This window comes from Streptococcus sp. HMSC077D04, from assembly GCF_001808785.1.
GTDB classification, from domain to species: domain Bacteria; phylum Bacillota; class Bacilli; order Lactobacillales; family Streptococcaceae; genus Streptococcus; species Streptococcus mitis_BX.
In genome coordinates this window covers 57884-72942 of sequence record NZ_KV794549.1, presented here as the reverse complement: position 1 = coordinate 72942, position 15059 = coordinate 57884, and the positions used below count along the sequence as shown (strand labels likewise).

The window sequence follows — 15059 nt, the reverse complement described above, 5'->3', positions numbered from 1 at the left end:
CTAGGATGAAAGAGATTATTGAAAAACTAGCAAAATTTGAAAATTTATCAGGTGTGGAAATGACGGATGTCATCGAGCGTATCGTAACTGGGCGTGTAACAGAGGCGCAGATTGCTTCTCTTCTCTTGGCTCTTAAGATGAAGGGGGAAACACCTGAAGAGCGCACAGCCATTGCCCAAGTCATGAGAGGCCATGCCCAACACATTCCAACTGAGATTCATGATGCCATGGACAATTGTGGTACAGGTGGGGACAAGTCTTTCAGTTTTAATATTTCCACAACTGCAGCCTTTGTCTTGGCTGGTGGTGGTGTTCACATGGCCAAACACGGTAACCGCTCGATTTCTTCTAAATCTGGTTCTGCAGATGTCCTCGAAGCATTGGGTATCAACCTAGACCTCAAACCAGCTGAACTAGGTAAGGTCTTTGATAAAACTGGAATCGTCTTTCTCTTTGCAAAAAATATGCACCCAGCAATGAAATACATCATGCCAGCTCGTTTGGAACTAGGAATTCCAACGATTATGAACTTGACTGGTCCTTTGATTCACCCAATGGCTTTGGAAACACAGCTTCTTGGAATTAGTCGTCCAGAACTTCTGGAAAGTACAGCTCAAGTTTTGAAAAATATGGGTCGCAAACGTGCTATCGTGGTTGCTGGGCCAGAAGGATTGGATGAAGCTGGTTTGAATGGAACAACCAATATAGCTCTTCTTGAAAATGGCGAAATCACCTTATCAAGCTTTACTCCAGAGGATTTAGGGATGGAGCGCTATGCTATCGAAGATATCCGTGGTGGCAATGCTCAGGAAAATGCAGAAATTTTGCTCAGCGTTCTTAAAAATGAACCAAGTCCATTCTTGGAAACTACAGTCTTAAATGCTGGTCTTGGTTTCTATGCTAATGGTAAGGTAGCTAGTATCAAGGATGGAGTTGCCTTGGCTCGTCAAGTGATTGCTAGTGGCAAGGCCCTTGAAAAACTTAGACTGTTGCAGGAGTACCAAAAATGAGTCAGGAATTTTTAGCACGAATCTTGGAGCAGAAGGCGCGTGAGGTCGAGCAGATGGAGTTGGAGGAAATCCAGCCCCTGCGCCAGACCTATCGCTTGGCTGACTATCTAAAACAACACCAAGACCGTTTACAGGTAATCGCTGAGGTCAAGAAGGCTAGCCCTAGTCTGGGAGATATCAATCTCGATGTGGATATTGTGCAACAGGCCCAGACTTATGAAGCAAATGGAGCAGTGATGATTTCTGTTCTGACAGATGAAGTTTTCTTTAAAGGACATTTGGATTATCTACGGGAGATTTCCAGTCAGGTAAACATTCCAACGCTCAACAAGGACTTTATTATCGATGAAAAGCAAATCATCCGTGCTCGCAATGCCGGTGCGACAGTCATCTTGCTCATTGTGGCCACCTTGTCAGAAGAACGTCTCAAGGAACTTTATGACTACGCGACGGAACTTGGTCTGGAAGTTTTAGTGGAGACTCACAATCTAGCTGAACTAGAGGTAGCTCACCGCCTTGGAGCTCAAATTATCGGGGTCAATAACCGCAATTTAACCACATTTGAGGTCGACTTGCAGACCAGTGTAGACTTGTCCCAGCACTTTAAGGAAGGACGCTATTACATTTCTGAATCTGCTATTTTCACAGGGCAGGATGCGGAACGAGTAGCGCCATACTTTAACGGAATTTTAGTAGGGACAGCTCTTATGCAGGCAGAAGATGTAGCCCAGAGAATCAAGGAGTTGCAGATTGACAAAGGTTAAAATTTGTGGACTATCGACCAAAGAAGCGGTGGAAACAGCCGTTTCAGCAGGGGCAGACTACATCGGTTTTGTCTTTGCACCTAGTAAAAGACAGGTGACCTTGGATCAGGCTGCTGAGCTGGCAAAGCTTATTCCTGCGGATGTCAAAAAGGTTGGTGTATTTGTTTCACCAAGTCGGGCAGAACTGCTAGAAGCGATTGACAAAGTTGGCTTGGACTTGGTTCAAGTTCATGGTCAGGTGGAGGATGATGTGTTTGAGAATTTGCCTTGCGCCAGCATTCAGGCTGTGCAGGTGGATGGAAATGGGCATGTGCCTAATTCTCAGGCAGACTATCTACTCTTTGATGCTCCTGTGGCTGGGAGTGGCCAGACCTTTGATTGGGGTCAACTGGATACGACTGGATTAACTCAGCCCTTCTTTATCGCAGGTGGGCTTAATGAAGACAATGTCGTAAAAGCAATTCAACATTTTACTCCCTATGCAGTCGATGTATCGAGCGGAGTGGAGACAGATGGACAAAAAGATCAGGAAAAGATTAGAAGATTTATAGAGAGGGTAAAGAATGGCATATCAAGAACCAAATAAAGATGGATTTTACGGAAAATTCGGTGGACGTTTTGTCCCAGAAACATTGATGACAGCAGTTTTGGAGTTGGAAAAGGCTTATCGTGAAAGTCAGGCAGACCCAAGTTTCCAAGAGGAATTAAACCAACTTTTGCGCCAGTATGTGGGGCGTGAAACTCCTCTTTACTACGCAAAAAACTTGACCCAGCATATCGGCGGAGCCAAGATTTATCTTAAACGTGAAGACCTTAACCATACAGGGGCCCACAAGATTAACAATGCCTTGGGACAAGTTCTTCTGGCTAAACGCATGGGTAAAAAGAAAATTATCGCTGAAACAGGTGCTGGTCAGCACGGTGTGGCAACTGCAACTGCTGCAGCCCTCTTTAACATGGAATGTACTATCTACATGGGTGAGGAAGATGTCAAACGCCAAGCCCTCAATGTTTTCCGTATGGAGCTTTTGGGAGCAAAGGTTGAGTCAGTGACAGATGGTTCGCGCGTGCTCAAGGATGCTGTCAATGCAGCCCTTCGTTCATGGGTGGCTAATATCGATGATACCCACTATATCCTTGGCTCTGCCTTAGGACCTCATCCATTTCCAAAAATCGTTCGTGACTTCCAAAGTGTCATCGGTCGAGAAGCTAAACAACAGTATCGCGATATGACAGGTCAAGATCTGCCAGATGCTTTAGTGGCCTGTGTTGGTGGTGGTTCTAATGCTATCGGTCTCTTCCATCCATTTGTAGAAGATGAGTCTGTAGCTATGTATGGAGCTGAAGCGGCTGGACTTGGTGTGGATACGGAGCACCATGCAGCTACCTTGACCAAGGGTCGTCCTGGTGTTCTTCACGGTTCTCTCATGGATGTGCTCCAAGATGCCCATGGTCAAATTCTTGAAGCCTTCTCTATCTCAGCAGGTTTGGACTATCCTGGTATCGGTCCTGAACACTCTCACTATCACGATATCAAACGTGCTAGCTATGTTCCTGTGACGGACGAGGAAGCCTTGGAAGGATTCCAACTCTTGTCTCGTGTGGAAGGGATTATTCCAGCCTTGGAATCTAGCCACGCTATTGCTTTTGCGGTGAAATTGGCCAAAGAACTCGGTCCAGACAAATCCATGATAGTCTGTCTATCAGGTCGTGGGGACAAGGATGTGGTTCAAGTCAAAGACCGCTTGGAAGCAGATGTAGCAAAGAAGGGAGAAGCTCATGCCTAAGACACTAACAGAAAAATTGAACACTATTAAAGCAACTGGAAAGGGAATTTTTGTTCCCTATATCATGGCTGGAGACCACGAGAAAGGTTTGGATGGTCTCGCTGAAACAATCCGCTTTTTAGAAGATTTGGGTGTTTCAGCTATTGAAGTGGGCATTCCTTTTTCAGATCCTGTTGCAGATGGGCCTGTTATAGAAGAAGCAGGCTTACGCAGTCTAGCTCGCGGAACGTCTACTCAGGCTTTGGTTGAAACCTTGAAAACCATTGAAACAGAGATTCCACTGGTCATTATGACCTACTTCAATCCCCTCTTTCAGTACGGTGTTGAGAAGTTTGTCAAAGATTTGGCAGATACAGCGATTAAGGGTTTGATTATTCCAGACCTGCCTCATGAGCATGCCAACTTTGTAGAACCATTTTTGGCAGATACAGACATTGCTTTGATTCCTTTAGTAAGCTTGACCACAGGGATTGAGCGTCAGAAAGAGTTGATTGAAGGGGCAGAAGGATTCGTCTATGCAGTTGCCATCAATGGGGTGACAGGGAAGTCAGGCAATTATCGTGCAGACTTGGACAAGCACTTGGCACAATTGCATCAAGTGGCCGATATCCCAGTCTTGACAGGTTTTGGCGTATCTAGTCAAGCCGATGTAGAACGCTTCAATGCGGTATCAGATGGCGTTATCGTCGGTTCAAAAATTGTAAAAGCTCTCCACGAGGGAGAGCCGATTGAGGACTTTATCAAACAAGCAGTAGCTTACCAAAAATAATCATACAAGCAGCAAGTAAGAGGAAAGGCACGAAAGGAAGTCTTTCCTTTTTCTTTTGCAGGAGAAAGGCTAGAATCCCCGTCGCCGAAGCAAACTGAATCAAGATGAGTAACTCTGTTACACTAAAGACGAGAGCGCAAGAAGCTAGAAAGAGAAAATCCCCTGCACCCATGCGGATATCGATAAAATGAGCCATGATTCCAAGGGCAAGAAAGAAGAACATAACAAGATTCCAGCCAGAGCAGGCCATGAGGATTAGGTGGAAAGTCACCCAGACCAGTAAGGGATATTCCTGATGGCGAAAGTCGTAGATGCCCAAGGTCAAGCCAGCAGTGATTAGGATGACTTGACTCACGGGAAGCCAGCCCCAAGACCAAGCTAGAAAGAGGAGTCCTAAGCCCAATTCAAAAAGGGCATACCAGACAGGATAGTGAGCCTTGCAGTAGCGACAGCGAAAGCGATTGAAGACCTGCGAGAGGATAGGAATCAAATCTAAGGGACGCAAGCGAGTCTGACAAGAATCACAGTGACTAGCTGGTCGGATAATGGATTGCTCAGGAAAACGGTCAATGACCAAACCAAGAAAGGAAGCGAGAATGCTCCCGACAAGAAAAAAATAAAAATCAATCATACTTATCTATTCGTAAAAAATGGAAGAAGTAGTATAATGGAGAACATATAGATAAGATAGTGAGGTCAAGATGACGATTCGTTTTGAAGAAAAGGTGAGTACAGAAAGTGCTCAGCTCGTATGCCAATGGTCCAACTCCCTTGGCCAAGCTTTTCAAGAACAATGGATGGGAACAATGATTCCTTTTCCCTTAACAATTCAAGTCTTGCAAGATTTGGAAGGAAGCTTTTCAATCTTTGATGGACAAGAATTTGTCGGCCTTATCCAGAAAATCAGACTGGAAGACAGAAATCTACATATTGGACGCTTTTTAATCAATCCCCAAAAACAGGGGCAGGGCTTAGGTAGGCAGGCTTTAAGGAAATTTGTTAGTTTGGCATTTGAGAATGAAGACATAGATAATATTTCTCTAAATGTCTTAGAGGCAAATCAAGCAGCCCAGCACCTTTATCAAAAAGAAGGATTTGAAATCGTTCAAATGGTTGAAGCACCTGTACGAAAATACATCATGAAAAAGGGGAGATAGAAGCAAACAGCCTTGAAATCAACGTTGACTGCGATTATGAACCTGAATCAGCCCCTCAAAAGGGACTGTATATAAATGAACGTTACCAGTGTTTAAAAACTAAAAAATATCAGGCACTTTTATCTTCCAAGGGTAGACAAATTTTCGCTAAACGTAAGATTGATATGAAATCTGTCTTTGGGCAGATAAAGGTTTGCTTGGTTATAAGAGATGTCAGCTGAGAGGTGAGCGTAAAGTGAGAATTGACATGGGATTCGTACTCATGGTCAACAACCTGCTGAAATATAATAAGAGAAAGAGGCAAAATTAAAAAGCTAGAGTTCCGCAATTGGAAATCTCTAGCTTTTTGTTTTCTGAGAATCATCTTGACTCAGACTCTTTTGACTAATGTTACTAAAAAGATAAAGTAACTTTTAGCCTTATTTATTGTCGCCACTCAATATGTTTTTAACACCATCGATAGCGCCTTCTACAGCGTCTTTGGCATCTTCAGCAACTTCTTTTACTTTAGAAACAACTTTTTCAGCTGTTCCTTCTTTTTCCATTTTTTCATCACCGATGGCTTTACCAACACCTTCTTTAATAGAACCCTTAGCTTGATTTAATTTTTCTTCTACTGACATGATAATTTCTCCTGTTATATTTATTTTATCTTAGTTTACACGAGTTTTTTCGTGAGATACTACACCAGTTGCTGCACCTTTAACAGCTTCTACACCTTCGCTAACTTTTTCTTGAACAGTTGAGAAACCAGATTTAGCTTTTTCGAATTGTTCTGAAGCGAATTCTCCTGTTGATTCAGCAACGTCAGATACGCGATCTTGAAGGCTTACTGAGTCTGCTTCATGTTGTTCTTTAGTTTTGATGTCGACAACGTTTACGTTGATTTCAACAACTTCCAAGTCAGTCATTTTAGCAACTTCTGAAGATACGATTTCTCTGATTTCTGAATATAAAGCTGGAACATTTTTTTGGTACTCAGCAATAATGTTTAAGTCAACTGCGACTTGTGTTTTACCAACTTCTACGTTAACACCACTTGTTACGTCATCGCTGTTAACGATTTTTTCTTTAAGATTTGAGAAGAAACCACCGTCGATTCCCAAAAGACCTGAAACGTTTTCTAGTGACAGACCAATGATTTTTTGGATAACTTTATCTTCGTAAGTAAGTTCCCCTTTGATTTCGTGAGCTACAGCAGTAGCATCTTTCTTTTCTACGTTAGTGTTAATGTTTTTTTCGTTTGACATATGAAACTCCTTTAATTAAATTAGTAATTTTTATTTATCTATATAGTTTTTTTCGATATATAATCCAGCTGCAACTCCCAGTGCTCCTAAAATCAATACAAATATTGTTTTGAAGAAGCCAAAGGAGATAATCAAACAAGCGAGAAATACGCCTATGAGACCTGCGATTATTGGATATCGATATTGTTTAAGCCATTCCATTTTTTACTTCCTTACTTCACACGACTAACAGTCTTTTTGTTTTGAGGTTTTGGTTTAGGCTGGTAGTCTTTTACTAGAACTTCTAGTTTAACCTGACGCTCAATACCAAAAAACTGCTTCAATCCATTAGTTATTTCACTTTGAATTATTTGGCATCTGTCAGCGATGTTGTCCGAAGGAAGAATTTTACCTTCTACATGAACGAAACATTTATTTTTTCGTAAATTTACATGAACAGTTGGGTTCTTGATCAATCCATGATCACTCACCAAACTTCTAACAAAACCTTCAATTGCCGAATTCTTTAATTTTAATGTATCGTTTTTAGTTTCAAGTTGAATTTCCAAATAACGTTTAGGATAAAACAACACAACTAACATCGATAACAAAACTAAAGTTGATAGAGCCACTATCCCCCAGAATATATATCTAGAGAGATAAAATTCAACGAAATGATTCTGTCTCCAGCTAAATAGCTGAATGCCTAGATCACTAACTTGATGATAATCTATCAAAACAGGAAGGAAAATTGTCAAGATTAAAATACAGAAAATAATGAAACATATTTTCTTTGCTTTTGACATATACAATCCTTTCGATTTAACATTTAAACTATTTTTACCCGTCTAATCTATTTAAAAATAGTTTATTACTACAAGTAATTATTTTTTACCTGTAAAGAATGATACTACAGTAACAACAATTGCTGCTCCTGCAATAGATGGGATCAAAGCCATTCCAGCGATGGATAGGCCCCAACTACCTAAAAGGGATTGTCCTACAGATGACCCGACTAAACCAGCGACTACATTTGCGACGATTCCCATAGAACTACCTTTTTTAGTGATTCTACCTGCTACAAGTCCAATAAGACCTCCAGCAATGATTGACCACAATATTGCTTACCCTCCTTTTCTATTTTAATATCAAAAAATAAATCAATTCCTTTGATTATCGCTATTATATAATTTTAATATAAAATAATCAATTATTTTGATTATTATATAATTTTAATATCAAGAAATCATTATTTTTTTGATTGTTGCTATTATATAATTTTTAAAATTAAAAATATAATCTTTCGACTTGAATTTGATTCTGTATTCACGCCCTCAATAGACGGTAAAATAAGAAAATTGTTTATATATTGCCTCCGTAGTGTTATTATACGAAATAAAGGATCTTAGTAAAAGTCGTTACAGCATGTTATACCTATTCTTTGTGGTATAATTGCAAGAGGTTTAATCCGATAATTTATAAAGAGAGAAAGACATTCATGAGAGATTTATTATCTAAAAAAAGTCATAGGCAATTAGAATTATTAGAATTATTATTTGAACATAAACGTTGGTTTCATCGTTCTGAACTAGCAGAGTTATTAAATTGTACAGAACGTGCAGTCAAAGATGATCTATCCCATGTTAAATCTGCTTTTCCTGACTTGATTTTTCATTCTTCTACTAATGGTATACGCATTATTAATACCGATGATAGTGATATTGAAATGGTTTACCATCATTTCTTTAAACATTCAACTCATTTTTCGATTTTAGAATTCATCTTCTTTAATGAAGGTTGTCAAGCCGAAAGTATTTGTAAAGAATTTTATATCAGTTCATCTTCGCTCTATCGTATTATTAGCCAAATCAATAAAGTGATTAAAAAGCAATTTCAATTTGAAATTAGTCTGACCCCTGTTCAAATCATTGGAAATGAGAGAGATATTCGTTACTTTTTTGCACAATATTTTTCAGAAAAATATTATTTCCTAGAATGGCCATTTGAAAATTTTTCATCAGAGCCCCTATCTCAATTGTTAGAATTGGTTTATAAGGAAACAAGCTTTCCAATGAATTTGTCAACTCATAGAATGCTAAAGTTGCTCCTAGTTACGAACCTATATAGAATAAAGTTTGGTCATTTCATGGAAGTAGAGAAAGACTCTTTTAACGATCAAAGTTTGGATTTTTTAATGCAGGCAGAAGGAATAGAAGGTGTTGCTAAGAATTTTGAATTAGAATACAATATCTCTTTAGATGAAGAAGTTGTTTGCCAATTATTTGTGTCTTACTTTCAAAAAATGTTTTTCATAGATGAAAGTCTCTTTATGAAATGCGTAAAAAAGGATAGCTATGTTGAAAAATCTTACCATCTATTGAGTGATTCTATTGATCAGATTTCAGTCAAGTATCAGATTGAGATTGAGAATAAGGATAATCTGATTTGGCATCTGCATAATACCGCACATCTGTATCGTCAAGAGTTGTCCACTGAGTTTATTTTATTTGATCAAAAAGGGAATACAATCAGGAATTTTCAAAATATTTTCCCTAAATTTGTTTCAGATGTAAAAAAAGAGCTTTCTCATTATTTAGAGACTCTTGAGGTTTGTTCTAGTTCAATGATGGTAAATCATCTATCTTATACCTTCATTACTCATACCAAACATTTGGTGCTTAATCTACTACAAAATCAGCCCAAGCTGAAGGTTCTGGTTATGAGTAATTTTGATCAGTATCATGCAAAATCCGTTGCAGAGACACTTTCTTATTATTGCAGCAACAATTTTGAACTTGAAGTTTGGACTGAATTAGAATTATCAAAGGAATCTTTAGAAGAATCGCCTTATGATATCATCATTTCTAATTTTATTATTCCTCCGATTGAAAATAAGAGACTGATCTACTCAAATAATATAAACACGGTCTCACTCATATCTTTGTTAAATGCCATGATGTTTATTCGATTAGACTAGTAATTCAGAATAACAAAAAGAACGCTATATAGCGTTTTTGTTATATGAAAAGAATTTCATCTATATTAGACTCAGAATATCCTAAAAAACTTGTTATGTTTTGGTTTAGCATAAGCAAAAAGTCTTGGAATCAAGGCTTTTTCCTGTTGTTTAGATGCTCCCTGATTGAAATTGGATGGGATTTTCATATTGAAACTAATCAAAAATGTTGAAATATAAGTGATTTTCAGCAGATACTTGTAGTAATTTTAAATGTGATTATTTCAAGACGGGGCAAAAGTAGGGCAAATTATTTAGGATATAGAAAATAGATAAGTTTTGATATCATCTTTTTCTTGATAGTCGAGTCATAATAAAGTTAAGATATTGTGGACTTATTTTGAAACAACTTAATTTTATCATTACAGTAAGTAATTAAATCTCGAGCTTTCTCAAAAGTATAGCCTTTTTCAGATACAGATTTCACTTTCTTCTCATCAAAATAGTGGCCAGTCAAACCAGTGATTTCTTCTGATAATGTAAGATAGTAGCCTGTTTCGATTCCCTCGTCTAGATTTTTGGAAAATGACTTCATCAAGCGTCCAAAGAGAGACTTTTTCGTCTTTTCATCACTGGAATCATTTCCTAAGTTTGTTGAAATTAAGCCAGGATGGTAAGAATTGACGGTGATGCTTGAATCTCTTAAAAAGAAGTCTCTTGCCAGATAACGTGTCATCCAAATAGTGTAAAGTTTGGAATTATTGTAGGCTAATCCTGGATTGTAGTTCGTTTCAAATCCAAAGTCTAAATCCTTGATATTGGCAAAATGATGCATATAGGAAGAAGTATTGATAACACGGCCGTCAGCCATTTTTTCTAACAAGGGACTTAGCTCTGTTGTTAATATATAGGGAACCAGAACAGATACCATAAAGGTCAACTCGACATTTTCAGTACTCGCTTTTCGTTCTTTTCCAGCATACAGGCCAGCATTGTTAAACAAGACATCAATACTTTGAAAGTCTCGCTTGATTTCCTCCACAAATCGATAAACGTCGTCTAATTTGGAAAAATCTGCCAAGTAGTTAGAAACTCTGCCTCTCAAGGAAACTGCCCGAACCTCTTGAAGCGCCAATTCAAGTTTTTGAGGATTTCGACCATGGAGGATAACATGATGACCTTCACTGGCCAATTTCTTTGCCAAATGTTTACCGATACCGTCAGTAGCACCTGTAATCAGAATCGTTTTGACCATATTAGTCCTCCAAGAAAGCTATTAGTTCTGTTGAAAATTCGTCTGCATATTGGAAGATCGAACCGTGGCCAGCATTTGGATAGATGATCAGCTTACTATTTTCGATTTTTGCATGCATATCGTAAGAATTTTCCGTTGGAACCTGCATATCCTTGTCCCCATTGACTATTAAGGTTGCTTGGGTGATAAATTTTAGGTCGTCTTGAGAATCTTTCCCCCAACGTTTGATAGCTTTGAGTTGAGTTAGGAATCCTGATACGTTCATGTCTTTATCCGCAAATTCCTCTGTTCTCATCCCCATTCGTCCTAGGACTTTCAAAGCTTCAATTTTCCCTTGTTCATCATGATTATAGAAGATATAGCGTTTAGGATCGATGCGCTCGAGTCCAGCTTTAAACATAAAACTAAAAGTTTTCCCTGTGACCTTATCGACCTCTTTTCCGCCTCGAGGTCCTGTTCCAGCCAAGATTAAACGATTGACTAGAGTAGGATTTATTCGGATGATTTCTTGGGCAATCATACCTCCCCCATAGAAAGGCCAAGGAGATTGATTTTATCGTAACCAAGCACTTTTACAAAGTCAATTGTCTGCTTAGCCATTCCAGGAATCGTCGAAGCAACTTTGCCTTGACTGGCTCCAACACCAGGAAGATCGACTACAATGACATGGTGTTTTTCAGCAATCAGGTCTAAGAGTTTAGGATCCCAGTTATCGAGGGTTGCTGCCAAATGGACCAGCATCAGAAGAGGTAGTTTTGATTTTCCTTTACTGAGTTCGCGATAAGCGATTTTGTTCCCGTCGACTGTGATGTATTGATTTTTTGTAGTAATATATGACATTGTGTTTTCCTTTTTATTTCTTAAAGCTGAGGACTGTTTTTCCACGTGCGCGACCATTAGCTACCTTGTCTAAGGCGTTATTTACCTCTTCAAATGGATAAACTGTATCGATAGAGGGTTTGATTTCTAATTTGCTAAAGAGGTCAGCTACCTCTTGTAATTGAGCACCATTGCTTTCTACAAAGATAAAATGGTAGCGGACGCCATATTTTTCCGCCATCTTATCAAATTTGTGACCTGCTAAGCCAAGAATAATCTGTTTCCATTTTGGCAGATTCATGCGTTTGGCAAAGGCACCGTTTGGCATGGCACGAAGTGAAACAAGATGACCACCTTTTTTCATGATAGACATTTGTTTTTCAGTTTCAGCTCCACCGAGAGTATCGAGGACATAATCCACCTGGCTAACAGTTTTTGTATAATCCTCTGTTTTGTAATCGATAAATCTATCTGCTCCTAGGCTCAATACACGCTCAGCGCTATCTCCAGAACCGTTGGTAATGACCTTCAAACCTTTTGCTTTGGCAATCGGAATGGCCATTCCACCAACTCCTCCAGTACCACCAGAAATAAAGATCGTTTTCCCAGCTTGAGCGCCCATGAGGTCAAGAGCCTGCATGATAGTCAAGGCAGTAAGAGGAACAGCAGCAGCTTCCTCGTCTGATAGATAGTCTGAAACCTTGGCTAAGGCTTGGCTATCGACAGCTACGTATTCTGCAAAGGCTCCGATATGATCAAGTGGCAGACGGCCAAAGACACGATCTCCTACCTGAAAGTTGTTAACTTTCTTGCCAATGCTTTCAACGATTCCAACGACCTCATTACCTGCAGTTTGAGGAAGTTTGTAAGGAACAATCATCTTAACCTCACCACGAGAGATCATGTTATCGAGAGGATTAACCCCGGCTGCGGTGACTTTCACCAAGACTTGTTTGTCTGTAATACTTGGTTTAGCGATTTCTGTGATGTTTAGTGTGATATTCTTTTTGTTATAAGTAGTATGTTGTGCAACTTTCATGTGTTTTCTCTTTTCTTTTTTAATACGATTAGATATACTTGTATCTAATACAAGTATATGTTGTTTCCAGTAAAAACTGACTTGTTATCAAATCAGTTTCGGACTTGTTTAGCTTGTTTATATAGATTGTCAATGACATCTTCTAAAGTTTGATTTGCTAATTCCTTTTCTAATTGAGATTCGGCACTAGCGAAAAGCGGTGAAACTGCTCTTTGGATATGTTTTCCAACGGGACAATCGGGATTACTATTTTGATGAACAGGAAATAAACTAATGTGATTGATTTCTTGAGTAGCATAGTAGATCTCTAGTAAAGTCATTTTCTTTGGAGACTTACTGAGTTGATAGCCTGTTTTTCCTTGATGTGAATGAATCAAATCTGCATTTTTCAATAAGGCAATCACCTTTCGAATGTAACTAGCGTTAGTCCCAACACTAATAGCTAGTGCTTGAGAACTTAAGGTTTCCTTGCTTTCACTAATCATTGTTAAGATATGCAAAGCAACTGAGAATTTTGTATCCATCTGAATCCCTCTCTTAATAAACTTGTATCAGGTACAAGAACAAGTATATCATGGATTAAAAGAAAAGCAAGACTTTTGTTTTAAATTTTAAAAAATTTTTTGAAGAGTGTCATCATATCAGATTTGTTTGGAAAGGGTGTTTACAAAATTATATCTTTACTATCCATTGGTAGAACAAAAGTAGAACAGATACGAAAAAAAGCCTTTACTCAAGGCTTTTCCTGTTGTATTAGATGCCCCCTACATGAATTTGTAAGAACTTTTCATATTGAAAATAAACAAAAATGTTGAAATATAGCTGATTTTAGGGAAATACTTCTAGGTGTTTTCAATGTCAGGCTTTAAAAACGTGGCAAAAGTAGGGCAAAAACGAATGACTCGTATTTGGTTTGAAAACCTATAATACCTAATGATTATGCTATTCTAGATATATAGTTTTGTTATAAATAAATGTCAGTGCGAGTTCAAATCGGAGGATAAAATGGAAAAACAAATTAATGAAAAAAAGCCTTGGTTCCCAAAGCTTTTTAATGTTATAAACTCATTAAAATAACTCCCAGTTAGATTTGGAATATTTTTTATTCTGTGTCATATAAAAATAAATAAAATGAATGGCTATAGCTAGAGCTAAAATGGTTGTTATACTCACTACTATTATAGGATTAGAAGCAAAGATTAAAGAGAGAATAAAGGCAGCCAGATAGAGTGTCGCTTGGACACAGTAGTAACTTTTCGAATAGCGAAGATAGTGTTTGTTATAGGGCCCATTTACTAGGACAGCAGCTTGAAAGAGGCCAAATCCGATATAAGAGAAGCTGGTTGCAAAGAGACGATTAGCTTCAGGATTCTGAAGAAAACTCATCGATACAGTCATCATCATAAGTCCAATGAAAATAGGATAGTGACTGTAAATTAGAAATAGTCCCTTTTGATTAGATTTTTCATCAATAGCATGGTCGAATTGACCAAAATAAAACAAGAACAGAGAAATCATAATAATGAAATAAAGAACCGAATAAATCGAGAAATTCTCGATTGTAAAGAAGTTAGCTAGCTCCGTAATCATCTCTCCAAACATAATAATGACAAGAAGGGAGATACGCTCGATTAAATGGGGGAGATTTACCTGGTAATGCTTATCTTTATTAAGCAAGATACTTGGCATAATAAATGTTAGCAGAATACTAGCAAATAAGATATAGACTCTAAGGTAAATAGGAAGAAGAGCTGCTAGATAGAATCCTAAACTTCCTAGACCTGTTATCCATAGAAAACCTTTGATACTTTCCCGATTAGCATCATCGGTTGATTTTCTAAAAAATTCAACCAAATATTGAAAAAATAAGGTAAGGGTTAATGTACCAATAGCCCAACAGAGATAATGAAAATATTGTTGCCAATCAGGTCCAATCATATTGGCTATAAAGAGTAAAATTCCCATTTTGATAAACATGATTACTATGTTAAATAAAGAGTTCTTTCCATAGCGATTGGTATAATCGGTTTGAATCATCCAGGAATCGATGAGAAACAAAGTAGCAATGAAAAAATCAAGGAAAGAATTCCAAGTCAAAATACCGTTATGAAGATGGTCAATTAAAGTAGTTACTTTTGAAATTGCAAAAACAAAAACTAGGTCATAAAAAGTTCTGAAAATTCTACACGTTTATGTTTAATAAGAGTTGTCATCTTAAGACCTTTCTATTTTAGAAGTACAATTTATTATAACAGAAAATGGTAATAAAAAAAA

At 38.1% G+C, this 15059-nt stretch carries 16 protein-coding genes and 2 pseudogenes; 7 read left to right on the top strand and 11 right to left on the bottom strand.

The window, feature by feature from the left end; translation table 11 throughout:
* Positions 1 to 5: 5 nt before the first annotated feature.
* Genes trpD through trpA form a run of 5 tightly spaced genes read left to right on the top strand, consistent with a single transcriptional unit; the run spans position 6 to position 4330 of the window.
* Complete coding sequence (gene trpD / locus HMPREF2701_RS10245; RefSeq protein WP_070483015.1) at positions 6 to 1010, top strand: anthranilate phosphoribosyltransferase; 1005 nt, start codon at positions 6 to 8, stop codon at positions 1008 to 1010.
* The gene (gene trpC, locus HMPREF2701_RS10240; protein ID WP_070483014.1) at positions 1007 to 1774 is read left to right on the top strand and encodes an indole-3-glycerol phosphate synthase TrpC; all 768 of its coding nucleotides are present in this window, start codon (positions 1007 to 1009) and stop codon (positions 1772 to 1774) included. Before trpD ends, trpC begins: the two co-directional genes overlap by 4 nt.
* Positions 1761 to 2360 (top strand): phosphoribosylanthranilate isomerase, encoded by a 600-nt coding sequence (locus tag HMPREF2701_RS10235; RefSeq protein ID WP_070483011.1) that lies wholly within the window; start codon positions 1761 to 1763, stop codon positions 2358 to 2360. Before trpC ends, HMPREF2701_RS10235 begins: the two co-directional genes overlap by 14 nt.
* The gene (gene trpB / locus HMPREF2701_RS10230) at positions 2338 to 3561 is read left to right on the top strand and encodes a tryptophan synthase subunit beta (RefSeq protein WP_070483008.1); all 1224 of its coding nucleotides are present in this window, start codon (positions 2338 to 2340) and stop codon (positions 3559 to 3561) included. Before HMPREF2701_RS10235 ends, trpB begins: the two co-directional genes overlap by 23 nt.
* Positions 3554 to 4330 carry a tryptophan synthase subunit alpha gene (gene trpA, locus HMPREF2701_RS10225; protein WP_061590421.1) on the top strand — a complete coding sequence of 259 codons (777 nt, stop codon included), beginning with the start codon at positions 3554 to 3556 and terminating at the stop codon, positions 4328 to 4330. The genes trpB and trpA overlap by 8 nt, the downstream gene beginning before the upstream one ends.
* On the opposite strand, the gene HMPREF2701_RS10220 is transcribed toward trpA, so the two are convergent.
* Complete coding sequence (locus HMPREF2701_RS10220; protein ID WP_070483005.1) at positions 4302 to 4961, bottom strand: prepilin peptidase; 660 nt, start codon at positions 4959 to 4961, stop codon at positions 4302 to 4304. The genes trpA and HMPREF2701_RS10220 overlap by 29 nt on opposite strands.
* Before the next feature lie 70 nt (positions 4962 to 5031).
* Here HMPREF2701_RS10220 and HMPREF2701_RS10215 point away from each other — a divergent pair, with 70 nt between their 5' ends.
* Positions 5032 to 5487 (top strand): GNAT family N-acetyltransferase, encoded by a 456-nt coding sequence (locus tag HMPREF2701_RS10215; RefSeq protein ID WP_070483002.1) that lies wholly within the window; start codon positions 5032 to 5034, stop codon positions 5485 to 5487.
* A gap of 419 nt (positions 5488 to 5906) precedes the next feature.
* Here the strand turns inward: HMPREF2701_RS10215 and HMPREF2701_RS10205 are convergent, their stop codons facing one another.
* From HMPREF2701_RS10205 to HMPREF2701_RS10185, 5 genes are all read right to left on the bottom strand, one after another.
* Positions 5907 to 6110: a CsbD family protein gene (locus HMPREF2701_RS10205; protein WP_000109959.1), complete on the bottom strand. Its 204-nt coding sequence runs from the start codon at positions 6108 to 6110 to the stop codon at positions 5907 to 5909.
* 30 nt (positions 6111 to 6140) lie between these two features.
* Complete coding sequence (locus HMPREF2701_RS10200; RefSeq protein WP_000064108.1) at positions 6141 to 6737, bottom strand: Asp23/Gls24 family envelope stress response protein; 597 nt, start codon at positions 6735 to 6737, stop codon at positions 6141 to 6143.
* Between the two features lie 30 nt (positions 6738 to 6767).
* Positions 6768 to 6938 carry a DUF2273 domain-containing protein gene (locus HMPREF2701_RS10195; protein WP_000455064.1) on the bottom strand — a complete coding sequence of 57 codons (171 nt, stop codon included), beginning with the start codon at positions 6936 to 6938 and terminating at the stop codon, positions 6768 to 6770.
* A gap of 11 nt (positions 6939 to 6949) precedes the next feature.
* Positions 6950 to 7522 carry an alkaline shock response membrane anchor protein AmaP gene (gene amaP, locus HMPREF2701_RS10190; RefSeq protein ID WP_033688244.1) on the bottom strand — a complete coding sequence of 191 codons (573 nt, stop codon included), beginning with the start codon at positions 7520 to 7522 and terminating at the stop codon, positions 6950 to 6952.
* A gap of 78 nt (positions 7523 to 7600) precedes the next feature.
* Entirely contained in the window at positions 7601 to 7837 is a 237-nt protein-coding gene (locus HMPREF2701_RS10185) for a GlsB/YeaQ/YmgE family stress response membrane protein (protein WP_061590424.1), read from the bottom strand.
* Between the two features lie 377 nt (positions 7838 to 8214).
* Here HMPREF2701_RS10185 and mgaSpn point away from each other — a divergent pair, with 377 nt between their 5' ends.
* Entirely contained in the window at positions 8215 to 9693 is a 1479-nt protein-coding gene (gene mgaSpn, locus HMPREF2701_RS10180) for a virulence factor transcriptional regulator MgaSpn (RefSeq protein ID WP_061590425.1), read from the top strand.
* 358 nt (positions 9694 to 10051) lie between these two features.
* Here mgaSpn and HMPREF2701_RS10175 read toward each other — a convergent pair whose 3' ends face one another.
* From HMPREF2701_RS10175 to HMPREF2701_RS10155, 5 genes and pseudogenes are all read right to left on the bottom strand, one after another.
* Positions 10052 to 10927 carry an SDR family NAD(P)-dependent oxidoreductase gene (locus HMPREF2701_RS10175; RefSeq protein WP_061590426.1) on the bottom strand — a complete coding sequence of 292 codons (876 nt, stop codon included), beginning with the start codon at positions 10925 to 10927 and terminating at the stop codon, positions 10052 to 10054.
* Position 10928: 1 nt separating this feature from the next.
* Positions 10929 to 11767, bottom strand: a pseudogene (locus tag HMPREF2701_RS10170) (alpha/beta fold hydrolase).
* 13 nt (positions 11768 to 11780) lie between these two features.
* Entirely contained in the window at positions 11781 to 12785 is a 1005-nt protein-coding gene (locus tag HMPREF2701_RS10165) for an NADP-dependent oxidoreductase (protein WP_061590427.1), read from the bottom strand.
* Positions 12786 to 12877: 92 nt separating this feature from the next.
* Positions 12878 to 13309: an Rrf2 family transcriptional regulator gene (locus HMPREF2701_RS10160; RefSeq protein WP_020900380.1), complete on the bottom strand. Its 432-nt coding sequence runs from the start codon at positions 13307 to 13309 to the stop codon at positions 12878 to 12880.
* 544 nt (positions 13310 to 13853) lie between these two features.
* Positions 13854 to 14998: pseudogene (locus HMPREF2701_RS10155) on the bottom strand (low temperature requirement protein A).
* Between the last annotated feature and the right edge of the window lie 61 nt (positions 14999 to 15059).

Bases quoted from the DNA above. Each gene is read 5' to 3' on its own strand.
- trpD (WP_070483015.1), top strand. From the start codon at position 6: ATGAAAGAGATTATTGAAAAACTAGCAAAATTTGAAAATTTATCAGGT.
- trpC (WP_070483014.1), top strand. From the start codon at position 1,007: ATGAGTCAGGAATTTTTAGCACGAATCTTGGAGCAGAAGGCGCGTGAG.
- trpB (WP_070483008.1), top strand. From the start codon at position 2,338: ATGGCATATCAAGAACCAAATAAAGATGGATTTTACGGAAAATTCGGT.
- trpA (WP_061590421.1), top strand. From the start codon at position 3,554: ATGCCTAAGACACTAACAGAAAAATTGAACACTATTAAAGCAACTGGA.
- HMPREF2701_RS10220 (WP_070483005.1), bottom strand. From the start codon at position 4,961: ATGATTGATTTTTATTTTTTTCTTGTCGGGAGCATTCTCGCTTCCTTT.
- HMPREF2701_RS10215 (WP_070483002.1), top strand. From the start codon at position 5,032: ATGACGATTCGTTTTGAAGAAAAGGTGAGTACAGAAAGTGCTCAGCTC.
- HMPREF2701_RS10205 (WP_000109959.1), bottom strand. From the start codon at position 6,110: ATGTCAGTAGAAGAAAAATTAAATCAAGCTAAGGGTTCTATTAAAGAA.
- HMPREF2701_RS10200 (WP_000064108.1), bottom strand. From the start codon at position 6,737: ATGTCAAACGAAAAAAACATTAACACTAACGTAGAAAAGAAAGATGCT.
- HMPREF2701_RS10195 (WP_000455064.1), bottom strand. From the start codon at position 6,938: ATGGAATGGCTTAAACAATATCGATATCCAATAATCGCAGGTCTCATA.
- amaP (WP_033688244.1), bottom strand. From the start codon at position 7,522: ATGTCAAAAGCAAAGAAAATATGTTTCATTATTTTCTGTATTTTAATC.
- mgaSpn (WP_061590425.1), top strand. From the start codon at position 8,215: ATGAGAGATTTATTATCTAAAAAAAGTCATAGGCAATTAGAATTATTA.
- HMPREF2701_RS10175 (WP_061590426.1), bottom strand. From the start codon at position 10,927: ATGGTCAAAACGATTCTGATTACAGGTGCTACTGACGGTATCGGTAAA.
- HMPREF2701_RS10165 (WP_061590427.1), bottom strand. From the start codon at position 12,785: ATGAAAGTTGCACAACATACTACTTATAACAAAAAGAATATCACACTA.
- HMPREF2701_RS10160 (WP_020900380.1), bottom strand. From the start codon at position 13,309: ATGGATACAAAATTCTCAGTTGCTTTGCATATCTTAACAATGATTAGT.